The sequence below is a fragment of the Azospirillum picis genome, from assembly GCF_017876115.1.
GTDB lineage: Bacteria > Pseudomonadota > Alphaproteobacteria > Azospirillales > Azospirillaceae > Azospirillum > Azospirillum picis.
In genome coordinates this window covers 1-16,647 of record NZ_JAGINO010000029.1, presented here as the reverse complement: position 1 = coordinate 16,647, position 16,647 = coordinate 1, and the positions used below count along the sequence as shown (strand labels likewise).

Sequence of the window (16,647 nt, the reverse complement as noted above, 5' to 3'; positions counted from 1 at the left end):
GCCGGATGGGACAGGATTACGGCTTGGCCACGTGCCACACGCTGTTCACGCCGTCGCCCGTGGTGTCGCCGGGCTTCGCATCCTTGGCCCAGGCATAAAGCGGCTTGCCGTCATAGGCCCACTGCTTGCTTCCGTCGTCGCGGGTGACGACGGTGTATTTCCCCATCGGCTTGGCCGAGGCGGGGGCCATCAGCGGCGGCCAGTTGGTTGCGCATTGGCCGTTGCAGGCGGACTTGCCGGCGGTGTCCTTGTCGAAGACGTAGAGCGTCATGCCCTTGGCGTCGGTCAGGACCGGCCCCATCGCCGTCTTGCCCGTCATGGCCGGCTCCTTGTCCTGGGCGAAGGCCGGGGCGCCGAGCAGGGCGGCCCCCAGACCGAAGGCGACGGTCGCGGCGGTGACTCGGATTGCGGACATCATTCTGCGGTTCCTCCCGATGATTCGCCTCCCCGGAAAGCGGGGCCAGCGGATGGATGACGCAGGGGAGGAGGGATTATTCCATGAGCCGCCTGGGGCTCGCCGGGGAGCCGCCGGGGAAACCGCCGACGGGAACCGCCATCGCGGCACCTCATACCGTCAGGTATTTGCGAACCTCCTGCTCGTCGAGGCCGGCGCGCGGGCCGGACATCATCACCTCGCCGCGCTCCATCACCACCCAGTCGTCGGCGAGGTCGCGGGCGAAGTCGAAATACTGCTCGACCAGCAGGATCGCCATGGTGCCCTTGTCGCGCAGGTAGGCGATCGCCCGGCCGATGTCCTTGATGATCGAGGGCTGGATGCCCTCGGTCGGCTCGTCCAGCACCAGCAGGCGCGGGCGGGTCACCAGGGCGCGGCCGATGGCGAGCTGCTGCTGCTGGCCGCCCGACAGGTCGCCGCCGCGGCGCTCCAGCATCGACTTCAGCACCGGGAAAAGTTCGAACACCTCGTCGGGGATCGAGCGCTGGGCGCGCGGCAGCGGCGCATAGCCGGTCAGCAGGTTTTCCCGCACCGTCAGCAGCGGGAAGATCTCACGACCCTGCGGCACATAGGCGATGCCGCGCCGCGCCCGGTCGGCCGGCGCCATCCTGGTGACGTCGGCGCCGTCCCAGCCGATGGCGCCGCCGGACACCGGCTTCAGCCCGACGATGGCGCGCAGCAGGCTCGATTTCCCGACCCCGTTGCGCCCGACCAGGCAGGTGACCTTGCCGACCTCGGCCTTCATGGACACGCCGCGCAGAGCCTGGGCGGCGCCGTAATGCAGATCGACGGAACGAACGTCCAGCATGATGAGCGATCCCCGTTAACGGCCGAGATAGGTGTCGATGACCTGCGCGTTGGCGCTGACCGAGTCCAGCGAGCCTTCCGCCAGCACCGACCCCTCGGCCAGCACCGTCACCTTGACGCCCAGCGCCCGGACGAAGGTCATGTCGTGCTCGACCACGATCACCGAATGCCGGCCGGCGATGCTGCACAGCAGCTCGGCGGTCTGCTCGGTCTCGGCGTCGGTCATGCCGGCCACCGGCTCGTCGACCAGCAGCAGCTTCGGATCCTGGGCCAGCAGCATGCCGATCTCCAGCCACTGCTTCTGCCCGTGCGACAGGCCGCCGGCCTGGCGGTCGCGCAGGGCGGAGAGGCGGGTGATCGCCAGGATCTCCTCGATGCGGTCGCGGTCGGTACCGTTGATGGCGTAGGTCAGCGTCTTCAGCGGCCGACGCGGCGCCTTCAGCGCCAGCTCCAGGTTGTCCCATACCGTGTGCGGCTCGAACACCGTCGGGCGCTGGAACTTGCGGCCGATGCCGAGGTTGGCGATCGCCGCCTCGCGCAGCCGGGTCAGGTCGGTCCGTCCCTCGAACAGGATGGTGCCGCGGTCGGGGCGGGTCTTGCCGGTGATGACGTCCATCATCGTCGTCTTGCCGGCGCCGTTCGGGCCGATGATCGCCCGCATCTCGCCCGGCAGCATCACCAGCGACAGGTTGTTCAGCGCCCGGAAGCCGTCGAAGCTGACCGAGACACCGTCGAGATAGAGCAGGGTCGAGTCCGCGCTCATGGGTTACATTCCCTTCTGGCCGGCGGCCTGCGCGTCGGAGTTCCGCGCCTCGGAAAGCCCGGGCTGCTTGCGGCGGCCGGGCAGCTTGGCGGCAAGCTGGCCCCACAGTCCCAGCAGGCCCTTGGGCAGGAACAGCGTCACCAGCACGAAGAGGCCGCCGAGCGCGAACAGCCACAGCTCCGGCAGGGCGCCGGTGAAATAGCTCTTGCCCATGTTCACCAGCACCGCGCCCAGGATGGCGCCGGCCAGCGTGCCGCGCCCGCCGACCGCGACCCAGATCACCGCCTCGATCGAACTGGCGGGGGCGAACTCCGACGGGTTGATGATGCCGACCTGCGGGACGTAGAGGGCGCCGGCCACACCGGCCATGCAGGCCGACAGCGTCCAGGCGAACAGCTTGTAGCTTTCGGTGTCGTAGCCGATGAAGCGCACCCGGCTCTCGGCGTCGCGCAGCGCCACCAGCACCTTGCCCAGCTTCGAGGCGATGACGCCGGACGCGATCATGTAGCTGAACGCCAGCGCCGCCACCGTCGCCACGAACAGTGCCACGCGGGTGCCGTCGGCCTGGATGTCGTGGCCGAGGATGTCCTTGAAGTCGGTCAGGCCGTTGTTGCCGCCGAAGCCCATGTCGTTGCGGAAGAAGGCCAGCAGCAGGGCGAAGGTCAGCGCCTGGGTGATGATCGACAGGTAGACGCCGGTGACGCGGCTGCGGAAGGCGAACCAGCCGAAGGCGAAGGCCAGCGCGCCGGGCACCACCAGCACCATGAGGGCGGCGAACCAGAACTGGTCGAAGCCCAGCCAGTACCAGGGCAGTTCCTTCCAGTTCAGGAAGACCATGAAATCGGGCAGGACCGGGTTGCCGTAGACGCCGCGGGGGCCGATCTGCCGCATCAGGTACATGCCCATGGCATAGCCGCCGATCGCGAAGAAGGCGGCGTGGCCGAGCGACAGGATGCCGCAATAGCCCCACACCAGATCGAGCGCCAGCGCCAGCAGCGCGAAGCACAGATACTTGCCCAGCAGCGAGACGGTGAAGACCGACAGGTGGAAGGGCGAGTCGGCCGGCACCCACAGCGTCATCACCGGGACGGCGACCGCGAGGATGGCGAGGATCGCCAGGACGATCCCGGCCTTGCGGTCCAGACCCATCAGGAAAAAGCGCAGCAGCATCGGATCAGGCCTCCACCGCGCGGCCCTTCAGCGCGAACAGGCCGCGCGGACGCCGTTGGATGAACAGGATGATGAAGACCAGCACCAGGATCTTGCCCAGCACCGCCCCGGCATAGGGTTCGAGGAACTTGTTCATGGTCCCCAGCGTCAGCGCGCCGACCAGCGTGCCCCACAAGTTGCCCACCCCGCCGAACACCACGACCATGAAGCTGTCGAGGATGTAGCCCTGGCCGAGGTTGGGGCTGACGTTGTCGATCTGGCTCAGCGCCACCCCGGCCAGCCCGGCGATGCCGGAGCCGAGCCCGAAGGTCAGCGCGTCCACCCTTGCGGTGCGGATGCCCATGGCGTTGGCCATCGGCCGGTTCTGCGTCACCGCGCGGATCGACAGGCCGAACCAGGTGCGCTTCAGCGCCGCCAGCAAGGCCGCGAAGACGGCGAAGGCGAAGACGACGATCCACAGCCGGCCGTAGGTGATGGTCAGGCCGCCCAGCTCGAAGGCGCCGGACATCCAGCTCGGCGCGCCGACCTCGCGGTTGGTCGGGCCGAAGATGCTGCGCACCGCCTGCTGGAGCGCCAGCGACAGCCCCCAGGTGGCGAGCAGCGTCTCCAGCGGCCGGCCGTAGAGCCAGCGGATCACGCTGCGCTCGATGATGATGCCGACGCCGCCCGACACGATGAAGGCCGCGGGCAGGGCCACCAGGATCGACAGGTCGAACAGGCCGGGGGCATGGGCGCGGAAGAACTCCTGCACCAGGAAGGTGGTGTAGGCGCCGATCATCACCATCTCGCCATGGGCCATGTTGATGACGCCCATCACGCCGAAGGTGACGGCCAGGCCGATGGCGGCCAGCAGCAGCACCGAGCCCAGCGACAGCCCGTACCAGAGGTTCTGCAGCGCGCCCCACAGGGCCAGCTTCTGCTCCACCGTGGCGATCGCCGAGGCGGCGGACTTCTTGGTCGCCTCCGAGGCGCCGGATGCGGCGACCATGTTCAGCAGCACCAGCGCGTCGCGGTCGCCGCGGGCGGCCAGCGTGTCGACGGCGGCCTGGACGTCGGCGTCCGGCATCGTCGCGGCCGCGGCCCCGGTCAGCAGGACGGCGGCGCGCGCCTGCTCCATCGCGGCGCGGACCCCCTTGTCCTGCTCCTTGGCGATCGCCGTCTCCAGCGTCGCCAGCGCGTTGGCGTCGCGGCTCTTGAACACCGCATCGGCGGCGGAGCGGCGGACGCCGGCGTCGGGGCTCATCAGGGTGAGCGCCCCCAGCGTCGCGCTGATGGCGCGGCGGAGCGAATTGTTGATGCGGATGCGGGTGAGGTCGGCTGCGGCGGCCTGTCCGAGGTCGGCGCCGCTCAGCGGATCGGTCAGCGCGAAGGCGTCGCCGGCCTTGCGGGCGATCACCACGGCGTTGTCCGACTTTCGGACCTGGAGGTCGCCGGCCTGCAGCGCCTCGATCACCGGCACGGCGGCGGGATCGCCGGCTTCGGACAGTTGCTCCAGCGCCTTTTCGGTTCCGGAATAGCCGCCGCTGCCCAGGGACTGGACGATCGGGCGGAGATCGGCGGCGAACGCGGCGGTCGAGGTGGCGACCACCACGCAGACGGCCATCAGCCAGCGGAGAGCGCGTCGCATCGCGGGTCCTTCGGTGCGGGGGGCTTGCAGACGTGCGACGCTTGCCCCCTCGCCAACCCTCCCCCGCTGACGCGGGAGAGGGAGAGATCCCCTCCACCGCTGAAAGCGGGGGAGGGTTAGGGAGGGGGCAAGCGTCGCGACCACTCAACTCAGGGAACGGGCACCAGTCCTCACGACCCCTTGCCGCCGCACTTGCCGGTCTTCACGTTGAAGTTGCCGCAGGACATGGGCTTGCGCCAGTCGGCGATCAGGTCCTTGCTGTCCGGCAGGTAGTCCGACCACTCGTCGCCGGGGACCAGGCCCGGGGTCTTGGAGACGACGTCGAACTGGCCGTTCTCCTGCACTTCGCCGATCAGCACCGGCTTGGTGATGTGGTGGTTCGGCAGCATCGCCGAATAGCCGCCGGTCAGGTTGGGCACCGAGACGCCGACCATGGCGTCGATGACCTTGTCAGGCTCGGTGGTGCCGGCCGCCTCGACCGCCTTCACCCACATGTTGAAGCCGATGTAGTGGGCTTCCATCGGGTCGTTGGTGACGCGCTTGTCGTTCTTGGTGTAGGCCTTCCACTCCTTGATGAACTCGGCGTTGGCCGGGGTCTCGACGGACTGGAAGTAGTTCCAGGCGGCCAGATGGCCGAGCAGCGGCTTGGTGTCGATGCCCGCCAGCTCTTCCTCGCCGACCGAGAAGGCGACGACCGGAATGTCCTCGGCCTTCACGCCTTGGTTGCCCAGCTCCTTGTAGAAAGGAACGTTGGCGTCGCCGTTGATGGTCGAGACCACGGCGGTCTTCTTCCCGGCGGAGCCGAACTTCTTGATGTCGGCCACGATCGACTGCCAGTCGGAATGACCGAACGGCGTGTAGTTGATCATGATGTCCTCGGCCTTGACACCCTTGCTCTTCAGGTAGGCCTCGAGGATCTTGTTGGTCGTGCGCGGGTAGACATAGTCGGTGCCGGCCAGCACCCAACGCTGGACCTTCTCCTTCTGCATCAGGTAGTCGACCGCCGGGACCGCCTGCTGGTTCGGGGCGGCGCCGGTGTAGAAGACGTTGCGCGACGACTCCTCGCCCTCGTACTGGACCGGGTAGAAGAGGATGTTGTTCAGCTCCTCGAAGACCGGCAGCACCGACTTGCGGCTGACCGAGGTCCAGCAGCCGAACACGGCGGAAACCTTGTCCTTCGAGATCAGCTCGCGCGCCTTCTCGGCGAACAGCGGCCAGTTGGAGGCCGGGTCGACCACCACCGGCTCCAGCTTCTTGCCGAGCAGGCCGCCCTTCTTGTTCTGTTCGTCGATCAGCATCAGCATGACGTCCTTCAGGGTCGTCTCGCTGATCGCCATCGTGCCCGACAGCGAATGCAGGATGCCCACCTTGATGGTGTCGTCCGCGGCCTGCGCCGGCGTGGCCAGAGTGGCAAGCGCGCCCATGGCGAGGCCGGCAAGCGCCCCGATGCCAAGGCTCGACGTCAGTTTCGTGGTCCGCATGAAGTTGCCCCCTTCCGTCTTCCGCCCCGGTTGCTCCGGAGCTTCACAGCGTCGGGAAGAAGGCTACTGCGACTGCGAAAAGGCGTATCTACGTCAAATGACCCATAAGGCGGCGGCGGTTGAAACCGTGCAGCTTTCGTCGCTTCGCACTCCCTGAGAAAATCCCGAGCCCCGCCGGAATAAATGCGATGCGGCAGCGTCCAACCGTCGTGACCGGCTGTTGTAACTGCCAGGGGGCGGGCGACGACGCCGCGATGCACGGGAGCAACAGTGTGACGAACAGAGCAGCCGACACCAAATGTCGCTTGCGGTTCCCCGGATGCTCGCCGAAGGATACAGCGATTGTTTCTTTCCGTTCACGATCTGGTCCAGTCCGCCATGCATGAATCCCGCCGTCCGATCTTCCGCCGTACCGCCGCCCTGTCCCTGGTCGGCGGCCTGGTCGGCATCGTCCTGAGCGGTCCGGCGCTGGCCGCATCGCAGAAGGACCCGACGCATGCCGCAAGGCCGCCGCTGATCGCCGGCTGGGCAGCGGCGCTCGACCAGCGCGCGCTTGAAATCCAGAGCGCCCCCAAGGCACAGGCCACCCGCATCGGCTACGGTGCGGTCGTCAAGAAGGGCGACGGCGGCATGATCGAATCCGTCGCCCCGCCGATCGAGATCCCGGCCGAGACGCAGGAGCAGGCACCCACCCTGCCCGGCCTGACCCCGATCGAGCCGGCACCGCCGGTGACCATCAGCGTGCGCTCGCCGCTGGCCGACCGTGTCGGCCGGGTGGCCCAGCGCCTGATCGAACTGGGCTACCTGCCGGCGGACCAGGCGACGGACAGCTTCGACGACAATGTCGAGAACGCCGTGCGCGCCTTCCAGATGGCCGAAGGACTGCAGCCCGACGGCAAGGTTGGCGAGGTGACGCGCCAGGCGCTCGACCGCACGCCGGCCCAGGCCGTGGCGCTGCTGCGCCGCGCCGCCGCCGCGATGCGCGCCCAGCAGGCCGCGATCCCCGACACCGCCGTCCTGGTCAACCTGCCGGCCCAGTCGGTCACCTACATCGACCATGGCCGCCCGGCCTTCACCATGCGGGCGGTGGTCGGCCGGCCGTCGCGCAAGACGCCGCTGCTGCAGGACCGCATCACCAGCGTCACCATCAACCCGACCTGGACCGTGCCGCCCACCGTTCTGACCGAGGACAAGCTGCCGATCCTGCGCAAGAAGGGCACCCCCGGCATCAAGAACGCCGTCGTCTATCTGGACGGCAGCGCGGTTGAACCACAGACCGTCAACTGGTGGGCGGTGGACGCCGGCCGCATCCGCATCGTCCAGAAGCCGGGCGACGACAATGCGCTGGGCCGCTTCCGCTTCAACCTGACCAACGGCGACGGCATCTTCCTGCACGGCACCAACGACCCGCGGCTTTTCAGCCGCGACCTGCGCGCCGCCAGCTCCGGCTGCGTCAGGCTGGAGGATGCCCGCATGATGGCGGAAACGCTGCTCGACGCCGCCAAGCTCACTCCCGCCTCCATCGGCCAGCAGCTCGACACCGGCGAAACGAAGACCATCCGCCTGCCCAACCCGATCCCGGTGCGTTTCGTCTACTGGAACGCGTCGGTCGATACCGGCGGCGTCGTCCGCGTCCATCCCGACATCTACGAGGATCCGCCCGCTCCGGCGCCGGCCGCCGCTCCCGACGCGGCGCGGGTCACCCCGGTTTCCACCCCGCGGCCGATCAGCAAGCCCGCCCCCCTGCCGATACCGCCGGCGCAGGCCGCCGCCTCGCAACTGCCGGTCGCCCATCCCTCCGCCCCTCCGGCTCCGGCCGCCCATGCGCCGGCCATGCCGGCGCCGAGCGCTCTTTCCTCCGCGGCGGTTCCGCTTCTGCCCAAGCCGGCACCGGCGCCGACCGGCATGTGACGGGCTGCGTGAGGATCGAGGCGACCATCTCGTGCTGACGGTCGCCTCGATCGAGGCGACCTGCGCCTTCTACCGCGACGTGCTGGGCATGGAGTTGGTCAGCTTCGGCAACGGGCGTCGCGCGCCGGCCTTCGGGATGCAGAAGATCAACCTGCATGAGGTCGGCCGCGAACTCGATCCGAAGGCTTCCCGCCCGACCGCCGGCTCCGGCGACTTCTGCCTGATCGCCGAAACGCCGCTTGAGGAGGTGATCGCGCCTCTCCGGGACCACGGCATCGCCATCGAGGAAGGGCCGGTCTCCCGCACCGGCGCCACCGGGCAGATCACTTCGGTGTAATTCCGCGATCCCGACGGCAATCTTGTCGAGGTCGCGAACCGCGCGCGACGGCGCCGCCGCGCCGTTGACACCGCGCGGAATGGCGTTGGCCATCGCCGCCCACCGGAAGCGTCGACGGTCAGACGCCCGCAGCCGAGCGTGGATGGCTGCGGCTCGGAGAGGCGATGAGGAAGCAGGGCCGGGCTTGCCGTCCGGCGACGCTACCAATATGGCGGATCGTGATCGAGCCGTCGGAAGAACGCTCCAGCGCAAGGTCGCGATAGTCGGCGATCATGGCATGGACAGGCGCGGTCGGATCGGCGTCCATTGGCGTCTGATGGGTCGCCGTGACCACCAGCACCGATGCGCCCGCGCTTTGCGCCGCAGCGATCCCGGCCGCTGAGTCTTCCATCACGAGGCAGCGATCCGCCGTGGTTCCAAGCCTCTCGGCCGCCAGTCGGAAACAGTCGGGGGCGGGCTTGCCCCGCTCCACGTCGTCGGCGGTGACCAGAATTTCCGGCACGGGCAAGCCGGCGGCCTCGATCCTGCGCAAGGCAAGCGCGCGTGGTGCCGATGTCACGATGGCCCAGCGGTCCCCAGGCAGGGCGGTGAGGAATTCCAGGGCCCCGGCGATCGCCTCGATCCCGTCGGTGTCGTCGATCTCGGACTGCGTGATTGCGGCGGCCTCGGCTTCCGGATCGACGCCGGGCAGGCCCAGGCGCCGGATCGTTTCCACCGCCCGAACGCCATGGATGGTGGGCAGGAAGGCATCGACGTCGATGCCGTGACGCAGCGCCCATGCACTCCATATCCGCTCCGCTGCCCGGATCGAGGTCAGGATCGTTCCGTCCATGTCGAGGAGGACGGCATCGATCGGCTGCATTTGTGATATCCCCTGCATTCCGTCGCGCCCATGTTGGTAAGTCCATGCATGGCCCCCGCGGCCACTCCGGCCCCGCGGCAGCCGGCCCCGGTGGAGGTCACGTTTCAAGCGATACCGCTTGAAGCGATCATACTCTAAGCCGCCGGGTCGAAGGACGGCAGCGGCAAGCCCGGCACCTCGACCCTCATCGCGAACAGGCCGCCCGACTGCGGGAAGCGCTCCAACTCCTCGGCCGGCCGGCCGGCGCTGGCGGTCGTGACGTAGAGGGTCCGCAGGTCGGGACCGCCGAAGGCGACCATGGTCGGGCAGCGCGCCGGCAACGGATGTTCCGACAGCAGCGTCCCGTCGGGCGCGAAACGGGCGACCCGCCCGCCTTCGTAAAGTGCCGCCCAATAGCATCCGTCCGCGTCCACCGCCGCGCCATCGGGGCGGCCGCGGTCTTCGCCGGCCGGCTGCAGGCGGACGAAGACCTCGCCGTCGCTCATCTCCCCGCTGGCCGGATCGTAGCGGTATCGGCGCACGGTGAAGGTCGGGGTGTCGGCATGGTACAGCGTCCGCCCGTCGGGGCTGAAAGCCAGCCCGTTGGAGGTCAGCAACCCTCCTGCCAGCACCGCCAAGCCGCGCCGGTCGTAGCGGTAGAGATGCGCCTTGCCGCCTGCCTTGGGTTCGTCCAGGGTCCCGGCGAGATAGCGGCCCACGGGGTCGACGCGGCCGTCGTTGAAGCGGCTGGCGGCCTGGTCCTCGGGGTTGGCGGCGAGGCAGGCGACCGGCCTCCCCTGCCCGTCCAGCTCCCAGATGCCCGACCGCAAGCCGGCGATGAAGCCACCCCCCTTGCGCGGAGCGGCGCAGCCGATCTCCTCCGGCATCTCCATGGCATGGTTGGTGCCGGCGGCCGGGTCGAAGCGGTTGAGCGTCCGCCCCTTGATGTCGACCCAGTAGAGCACCTGCTCGGCCGCCGACCAGACCGGCCCCTCTCCGAGCTTGGCGTGGATGTCGAGGATGCAGGCGAAGGACGATCCGGCGGTCATGTCATGGTCCCCTGTCACAGCCCGGTGGAAGCGCGGCACGCCGGCAGCCTCCGACAGTTCCGGCAAGCGATCAACCCCGCAGGACGGGTTTCCTCACCGGGGAGGAGCGTTTCCGACGGTCGTCACCGCGCCGTGGCCGCCCGCCGCAAGGCGACGCAGCGGTCGATTTCCCGGAGCAGCACGGCGCGGTCGATCGGCTTCGGGACGTAACCGTCCATGCCGGCTTCATAACAGCGGGCCACGTCGTCCGGAAAGCTGTTGGCGGTCAGCGCCACGATCGCGACGCCGCCGGCCGGCGGCGGCAGGGTCCGGATGATCCGCGTAGCCTCCAGACCGTCCATCACCGGCATGTTGACGTCCATCAGGACCAGGTCGAAGTCGGTGCGCTTGACCGCCTCCACCGCCTGGGAGCCGTCCTCCACCGCGGTGACCTCGTGGCCGGCCTGCTTCAACAGCGTCACCGCCAGCAGGCGGTTCAGCTCCACATCCTCCACCACCAGGATGCGCAGGCTCCCGTCCGCCGCCGGCGCCGCGGCGGCGTCCGGCGGGATCGCGGCGGGAGTGGTGGGCACCGGCTGCGGAGGCGCCGCCGGGGAGGGTGCAAGCGGCCGCAGACGGTCGAGGCGGTCCCGGAGCTCCCCCGGATCATAGGGCTTCGCGATCAGGTCGTAACCGCCCAGCGCCACGTCGTCGGCGACCACGGCGTGGGCGGCGAAGCCGGAGGCCAGCAGCACCGGCAGGCCCGGACGCAGGCGCCGCGCCTCGCGCGCCAGTTCGGCTCCGGTCATGCCGGGCGGCATCACGATGTCGCTGAACAGAAGGTCCAGCGGCTCCGGGCCGCGCAGCACCACCAGCGCCTCCCCGGCGCCGGACACGCCGACCACCCGGTGCCCCCAGCCGCGCAGCATCGAGCAGCCGTTCTCCAGGATGCTCTGGTCATCGTCCGCCATGAGGATCGACAGGCTGGGGCGTTCCGCCGGCCCATGCACCGGCCGCCCGCTTTCATCGGCCACCCGCTCAGCCGGGAAGCAGATGCTGACCGTCGTGCCTTCTCCGACCTGACTGGACAGCGACAGGGTGCCGCCATGCAACTCCACCAGCCGCCGGGTCAGCGGCAGCCCGAGGCCGGCCCCTTCGGTCTGCCGCGCGGCGGGTCCGTCGACACGGGCATAGGCTTGCAGCACGCGCGCGAGATCCTGCTTCGGGATCCCGACGCCGTTGTCCCGCACCTCCATCAGCAGACTGCCGTCCGGCGCCAATGCCGCGGCCAGCGATACCGCCCCGCCCGCCGGGGTGTATTTCACCGCGTTCGACAGCAGGTTCAGCAGGATCTGGCGGATGCGCCGCTCGTCCCCGCGCAGGTACCGGGCCGCCGGCTCCACCCGCGCGGCGATGGCGACGCCGGCCCGGGCCGCCCGCGGGGTCAGCAGGCGGATGGCGAAGACCGCGGCGGCGTCGAGATCGACCACCTCGTCCTCCAGCTCCAGCTTCCCGGCTTCCGCCCGGACATGGTCGAGGATCTCGTTGATCAGCTCCAGGAGATGTTGGCCGCTGTCGCGGATGTTGACCGCGAAATCGCGATAATGGCTGTTGCCGATCGGCCCTTCCGCCTCGCGCGCGATGAGGTCGGCGAAGCCGATGACCGCGTTCATCGGCGTGCGCAGCTCATGGCTCAGGCTGGCCAGGAATTCGGTCTTGGACCGGCTTGCCCCCTCCGCCGCTTGGCGGGCGTCCTGCAGTTCCGCCTCCATCACCTTGCGCGCGGTGATGTCGCGCTCGACGCTGACAAACTCCTGCGGGGCGCCCCAGTCGTCGGCGACCAGCCGCACCGCGGCCTCGACCCACACCCAGTGGCCGTCGGCATGGCGGAGGCGGTAGCTGGTCTTCAGCGTCGGCCGCTCCGGCGTCAGGCGCGCCAGCCCCTCTTCCAGGTCGGCACGGTCTTCGGCATGGACGCGTTCGGCAAGCGGATGCCCCACCAAGTCGGACGGGGCGAGGCCAAGGCTGTCGCGTGCCGCCTCCGAACAGAAACGGCGCACCCCGTCCAGCCCGATGCGGCTGATGATGTCGGTCACGCTGCGGGCCAGCAGGCGGTAACGTCCCTCGCTGTTGCGGATCGCCCGTTCCGCCTCGTGGCGCCGGGTGATGTCGCGGGCGCCGACCGACAGCATGACGATGGTCCCGCCGGCATCGCGGATCGGCACATGCGAGACCTCCCACCAGCGGGTGGTCCCATCCAGGTTGTGATGCTCCTCGAAGCGGGTCGGGGCACCGGCATCGATGCAGGACTGCAGGTCGGCGATCATCTTGGCGGCGGCATCGGGCGACAGGATGGCGTCGAGCGGCCTGCCGTCGGCCTTGTCGGCGGTCGTCCCGAACGCGCGGTAGGCGGCATCGTTCGCGCGCTGCAGCACGAAGCGCCCGTCTCCGGCGACGCGGACGATGAAGAGGCTGTCGACGGAATTGTCGAACACGGCGCGGAACAGGGCTTCGCTTTCCGCCGATGCGCGTTCGTCGGCGAAGCGCCGGTGCTCGCGTGCCAGCATGGTGCCGAGGATGCCGATGCCGAGGCTTCCCGAACCGACGAGCGGCAGCGCCACCTGTCCCAGGATCTCCCAGGCCAGGGCGCGGTCCGGCAGCAGCAGGAAGGACACCAACATCAGCGGCGAGAGGACCAGCCCGGCGGCGGCGAGAGGCAGGAAGCCGAAGGCCACCCCGCCCTGCCCGGCATCGCCCCGTCCGCCAGCCTCGCGCCGCGCCATCACCCGGCCGAGGAGAGGGGCGGCCAGCGCCGTCAGCAGCATGCCGGACAAGCCCGGCACCGCACCGCCGCCACCCATCCACAGCCGCAGCGCGCCGGCCAACACCGCCGAGGTCAGCGCCGCCGGCCACCCGCCGAACAGGCCGGCCAGTCCGATCATCACGTTGCGCAGATCCACCTGGACGCCCTGGGAGACGGTGGTCGCATCGATCATGGTGATGGCCGCGGCTGCCCCGAACAGCAAGCCGGAGAGCAAGGCGAAGGCCCGGCGCCGGGTCCCGAAACGCCGGAGGACGAAGCGGTAGGCAAGCAGAACCAACGCCAGAAGTCCGACCCCATGCGCAAGGGCGATGAAAATGCTGGCTTCCATAGCTCCGCCCCCTGGCGGTCCAGTTCCGCCCCTGTTTTTTACAACAGGCAACAAGGACAGAAGAAGCGACGATTCGAAACAATTGCATCGCCTTTTCGTCTATAACCTGGAACTTGGTGCAAGACGCCCGTGTGCATGGCGCATCGCCAGCAAGCCGCTGTCGTGTTTCCGGACCGCTTCGGATAGGATGTCGCCGCGGAATTTTCGTCGACTTGTCGCCTCCAAAGATCTCGGTATGCAGTTGAACCTCTTCTCAAGAAGCCTGGTCGCCCGGACCACCGCGTCCGCGGTGCTGCTCGTTACCGTGCTGGTCGCGGTGCCTCTGGCCGTGCTGATCCATGCCGACGTCCGCAACACCCGCGAGGAACTGGCCATCCGTGCCGAGCTGGCGACCAGGATCGTACTCGACGACGTCGCCGACGCCCTGTGGGATCTCGCCCCGGAAGACGCAACCGCGGCCCTGGCACCGTTGCGGTCGATCGACAGCTTCGCCGAGGCGGTGATCCTGGGGACGCATGGCGAGCGTTTCCTGACCTTCCGCAAGCCGGGCATCGCCGGCGAGGCCGCGACCACCGCCGCAGCCGTGCCGTTGACCCATGTCGACCGCAACGGCGCCATGCGCAGCATCGGCACGCTCCTGATCCGCCTGGATGCCGCGCCCACCGATGCGGCGATCCGCCACCATGTGCTGGTCCTGACCGGGATCGGGCTCTTCACGCTGCTGCTGGTGGTGCTGGGCGTGGTGTGGGCGACGCGCGGCATGACGCTGCCGATCGCCGCGATGACCCGCGCCATGTCCGATCTCGCGGCCGGCGATGTGACGGTGGATGTGCCGGTTCGCCACCGCGACGACGAGATCGGACGCATGGCCAAGGCTCTCGGCACCTTCCGCCAGAACGCCATCGACCTGCAGGCCGCCAAGGAACGGGCCGAGCAGGCGGTGGCGTCCAAGGCCAAGTTCATGGCGGCGGCAAGCCACGACCTGCGCCAGCCCGCGCAGTCGCTGCTGATGCTGACGGCCACGCTGCGCGCCTCGGCCCCCACCCCCAACGTCGCCGAAGCCGCCCGGAAGATCGAACATGTGGTCATGACCCTGAAGCAGCTCCTGGACGAACTGCTGGAGGTGTCACGCCTGGATGCCGGCGGCGTCGCCGCCAGCATCGCGGTGCACGAGATCGGCGAGCTGTTCGAAGCGCTGGAGAGCCAGTACGGCCCGGTGGCCCGCAACAAGGGACTGACCTTCGGCATGCCGTCGTTTCGCGTGGCCGTGGTGACCGACCGCGTGCTGCTGCTGCGCCTCCTCGGCAACCTGATCGACAATGCCATCCGCTACACGCCGGCCGGCCAGGTCCAGGTGGCTTGCATGGAGTCAGCGGGCCACCTGATCATCGAGGTGCGTGACACCGGCATCGGCATCCCCGAAGACCGGCTCGACGCCATCTGGGAAGAGTTCCACCAGATCGGCAACCCGGAGCGCAACCGCGACAACGGCATCGGTCTCGGGCTGTCGATCGTCAAGCGGCTGGGCACGGTGCTCGACCACCAGATCAAGGTGCGCTCGATCCCCGGCAAGGGATCGGTCTTTTCGGTGATGGTGCCGCTCGCGCCGACATCGTCCACTCCGTCGGATGCCGACCTGCCCGTGTCGCCACCCTTCTCTCCCCCCTTCCGCCCGGCGGTACCCGACCGGCTTCCTTCCAAGGAGGCCGCTACCGGAGCCGCAGCGGTCGGACGTACCGCGATCCTCGTCATCGATGACGATGCCTTCGTGCTGTCGGCCATAACCATGTTCCTCAGTTCCGCCGGCCACCATGCCCATGGCGCCTCCAACGTTGCCGAGGCCTTGCACGCGGTGGAAAGCGGCATCATCCGGCCCGATGCGGTCATCGCCGACTATCACCTGTCCGCCAGCGAGAATGGGCTCGATTTCATTGCCGAACTGCGGAGCCGGTTCGGCCTGGCTGTTCCGGCGGTCCTGATCTCCGGCCGTCTGGACGGCGCTGTATCGGATCGTGCCGCCGCCATGGGCGTTATGGTCGCGGGCAAGCCGATCATGCCGGATCGCCTGGCGGAACTTGTGGCGTCGATGACCGGCCCCGAGACATCGGCGCCCGGGCGCATCATTCCGCTCGACAGTCCTGCAAAGTGACCGCCGTCGATTGAAACCGGATGCACCCCCCGGCCGTCCGCCGGAGGAAACCCACCGATACCGTGTCCTTCCTGCGCCTGGGCGCGGACGGTATTGGATTGCGCTTTGCTGTTCTTATTTGCGTGCATAAGATCGCTGACCTGCCCGCGTGCATTCGAGGGACGGCATCGCGCCCATCCCCCGGGACGATCGCGAAACGCCCCTAGCCACTCCAGCACTCAGCCAAGAGGGCTTGAACGGGGTATGGAACCAATAACGACGGAGACATCGCATGCTTAGCGTCAGCACCTCCACCGTTCCGCGGGCACGAGACATCATCGCCGGCTTCGACTTCAACTATGTCGTGGATCGGGCCGTCGCGGCGGGCATGCCGCGCTCGACGTCGAAAAGCGCACTGCTTCAGCTCAAGAGCTTTCTGCTGGCCTGTGCCGAGCACCCCGACCGTGATATCGTCCCCCCATCGGCAGCGTGCGATGACCTGTGGCACGAGTTCATCGTCGCCGACACCCGCGCCTATTTCCGTTTCTGTGATGCCGTTTACGGGGAATACCTCCACCACAACGGCGTGACCGTATCCGCCGAGCGGATGGCGGCAGCCAGAGCCGATAGCGCCAAGTTGGTCGGCGGTGCCGACTGTCTCCGGGAAGCCAAGGCTGCCGATTGTCTCCGGGAAGCCAAGGCCGCAGACTGCCTCCGCGAAGCCAAGGCCGCCGATTGCCTCCGCGAAGCCAAGGCCGCAGACTGCCTCCGCGAAGCCAAGGCCGCCGATTGCCTCCGCGAAGCCAAGGCCGCAGACTGCCTCCGCGAAGCCAAGGCCGCAGACTGCCTCCGCGAAGCCAAGGCCGCAGACTGCCTCCGCGAAGCCAAGGCCGCAGACTGCCTCCGCGAAGCCAAGGCCGCAGACTGCCTCCGCGAAGCCAAGGCCGC

The 16,647-nt window shown here is 68.8% G+C and carries 13 protein-coding genes; 4 read left to right on the top strand and 9 right to left on the bottom strand.

Going from position 1 to position 16,647, the window contains the following annotated elements; genetic code table 11:
- Positions 1 to 16: 16 nt before the first annotated feature.
- From J2850_RS27650 to urtA, 6 genes are all read right to left on the bottom strand, one after another.
- On the bottom strand, positions 17 to 418 hold the full coding sequence (locus J2850_RS27650) for a COG4315 family predicted lipoprotein (RefSeq protein WP_209989504.1): 402 nt from the start codon (positions 416 to 418) through the stop codon (positions 17 to 19).
- A 148-nt stretch (positions 419 to 566) separates the two neighbouring features.
- A complete protein-coding gene (urtE, locus tag J2850_RS27645; protein WP_209989501.1) occupies positions 567 to 1,262 on the bottom strand; it encodes an urea ABC transporter ATP-binding subunit UrtE in 696 nt (231 codons plus the stop codon).
- A gap of 15 nt (positions 1,263 to 1,277) precedes the next feature.
- A complete protein-coding gene (gene urtD, locus J2850_RS27640; protein WP_209989498.1) occupies positions 1,278 to 2,024 on the bottom strand; it encodes an urea ABC transporter ATP-binding protein UrtD in 747 nt (248 codons plus the stop codon).
- A gap of 3 nt (positions 2,025 to 2,027) precedes the next feature.
- Positions 2,028 to 3,194, bottom strand: a complete 1,167-nt coding sequence (gene urtC / locus J2850_RS27635) for an urea ABC transporter permease subunit UrtC (protein WP_209989495.1) — start codon at positions 3,192 to 3,194, stop codon at positions 2,028 to 2,030.
- Between the two features lie 4 nt (positions 3,195 to 3,198).
- Positions 3,199 to 4,821, bottom strand: coding sequence for an urea ABC transporter permease subunit UrtB (gene urtB / locus J2850_RS27630; RefSeq protein ID WP_209989493.1), 1,623 nt, complete (start codon positions 4,819 to 4,821; stop codon positions 3,199 to 3,201).
- 170 nt (positions 4,822 to 4,991) lie between these two features.
- A complete protein-coding gene (gene urtA / locus J2850_RS27625; RefSeq protein WP_209989488.1) occupies positions 4,992 to 6,302 on the bottom strand; it encodes an urea ABC transporter substrate-binding protein in 1,311 nt (436 codons plus the stop codon).
- 342 nt (positions 6,303 to 6,644) lie between these two features.
- Here urtA and J2850_RS27620 point away from each other — a divergent pair, with 342 nt between their 5' ends.
- Complete coding sequence (locus J2850_RS27620) at positions 6,645 to 8,213, top strand: L,D-transpeptidase family protein (protein WP_246513635.1); 1,569 nt, start codon at positions 6,645 to 6,647, stop codon at positions 8,211 to 8,213.
- A gap of 31 nt (positions 8,214 to 8,244) precedes the next feature.
- Complete coding sequence (locus J2850_RS27615; RefSeq protein WP_307354566.1) at positions 8,245 to 8,550, top strand: VOC family protein; 306 nt, start codon at positions 8,245 to 8,247, stop codon at positions 8,548 to 8,550.
- Positions 8,551 to 8,668: 118 nt separating this feature from the next.
- Here J2850_RS27615 and J2850_RS27610 read toward each other — a convergent pair whose 3' ends face one another.
- The 3 genes from J2850_RS27610 to J2850_RS27600 all read right to left on the bottom strand — a co-directional run bounded on the left by J2850_RS27610 (position 8,669) and on the right by J2850_RS27600 (position 13,571).
- Positions 8,669 to 9,412: an HAD-IA family hydrolase gene (locus tag J2850_RS27610; protein ID WP_209989486.1), complete on the bottom strand. Its 744-nt coding sequence runs from the start codon at positions 9,410 to 9,412 to the stop codon at positions 8,669 to 8,671.
- Between the two features lie 134 nt (positions 9,413 to 9,546).
- Positions 9,547 to 10,440: an SMP-30/gluconolactonase/LRE family protein gene (locus tag J2850_RS27605; RefSeq protein ID WP_209989483.1), complete on the bottom strand. Its 894-nt coding sequence runs from the start codon at positions 10,438 to 10,440 to the stop codon at positions 9,547 to 9,549.
- Positions 10,441 to 10,562: 122 nt separating this feature from the next.
- The gene (locus J2850_RS27600; protein WP_209989479.1) at positions 10,563 to 13,571 is read right to left on the bottom strand and encodes a response regulator; all 3,009 of its coding nucleotides are present in this window, start codon (positions 13,569 to 13,571) and stop codon (positions 10,563 to 10,565) included.
- 235 nt (positions 13,572 to 13,806) lie between these two features.
- Between J2850_RS27600 and J2850_RS27595 the strand changes: the two genes are divergently transcribed.
- Positions 13,807 to 15,720 carry a hybrid sensor histidine kinase/response regulator gene (locus J2850_RS27595; protein WP_209989477.1) on the top strand — a complete coding sequence of 638 codons (1,914 nt, stop codon included), beginning with the start codon at positions 13,807 to 13,809 and terminating at the stop codon, positions 15,718 to 15,720.
- Between the two features lie 271 nt (positions 15,721 to 15,991).
- Positions 15,992 to 16,647, top strand: a 656-nt coding sequence (locus tag J2850_RS27590) for a glycine-rich domain-containing protein (protein ID WP_209989473.1), incomplete at its 3' end; no start/stop codon positions are given.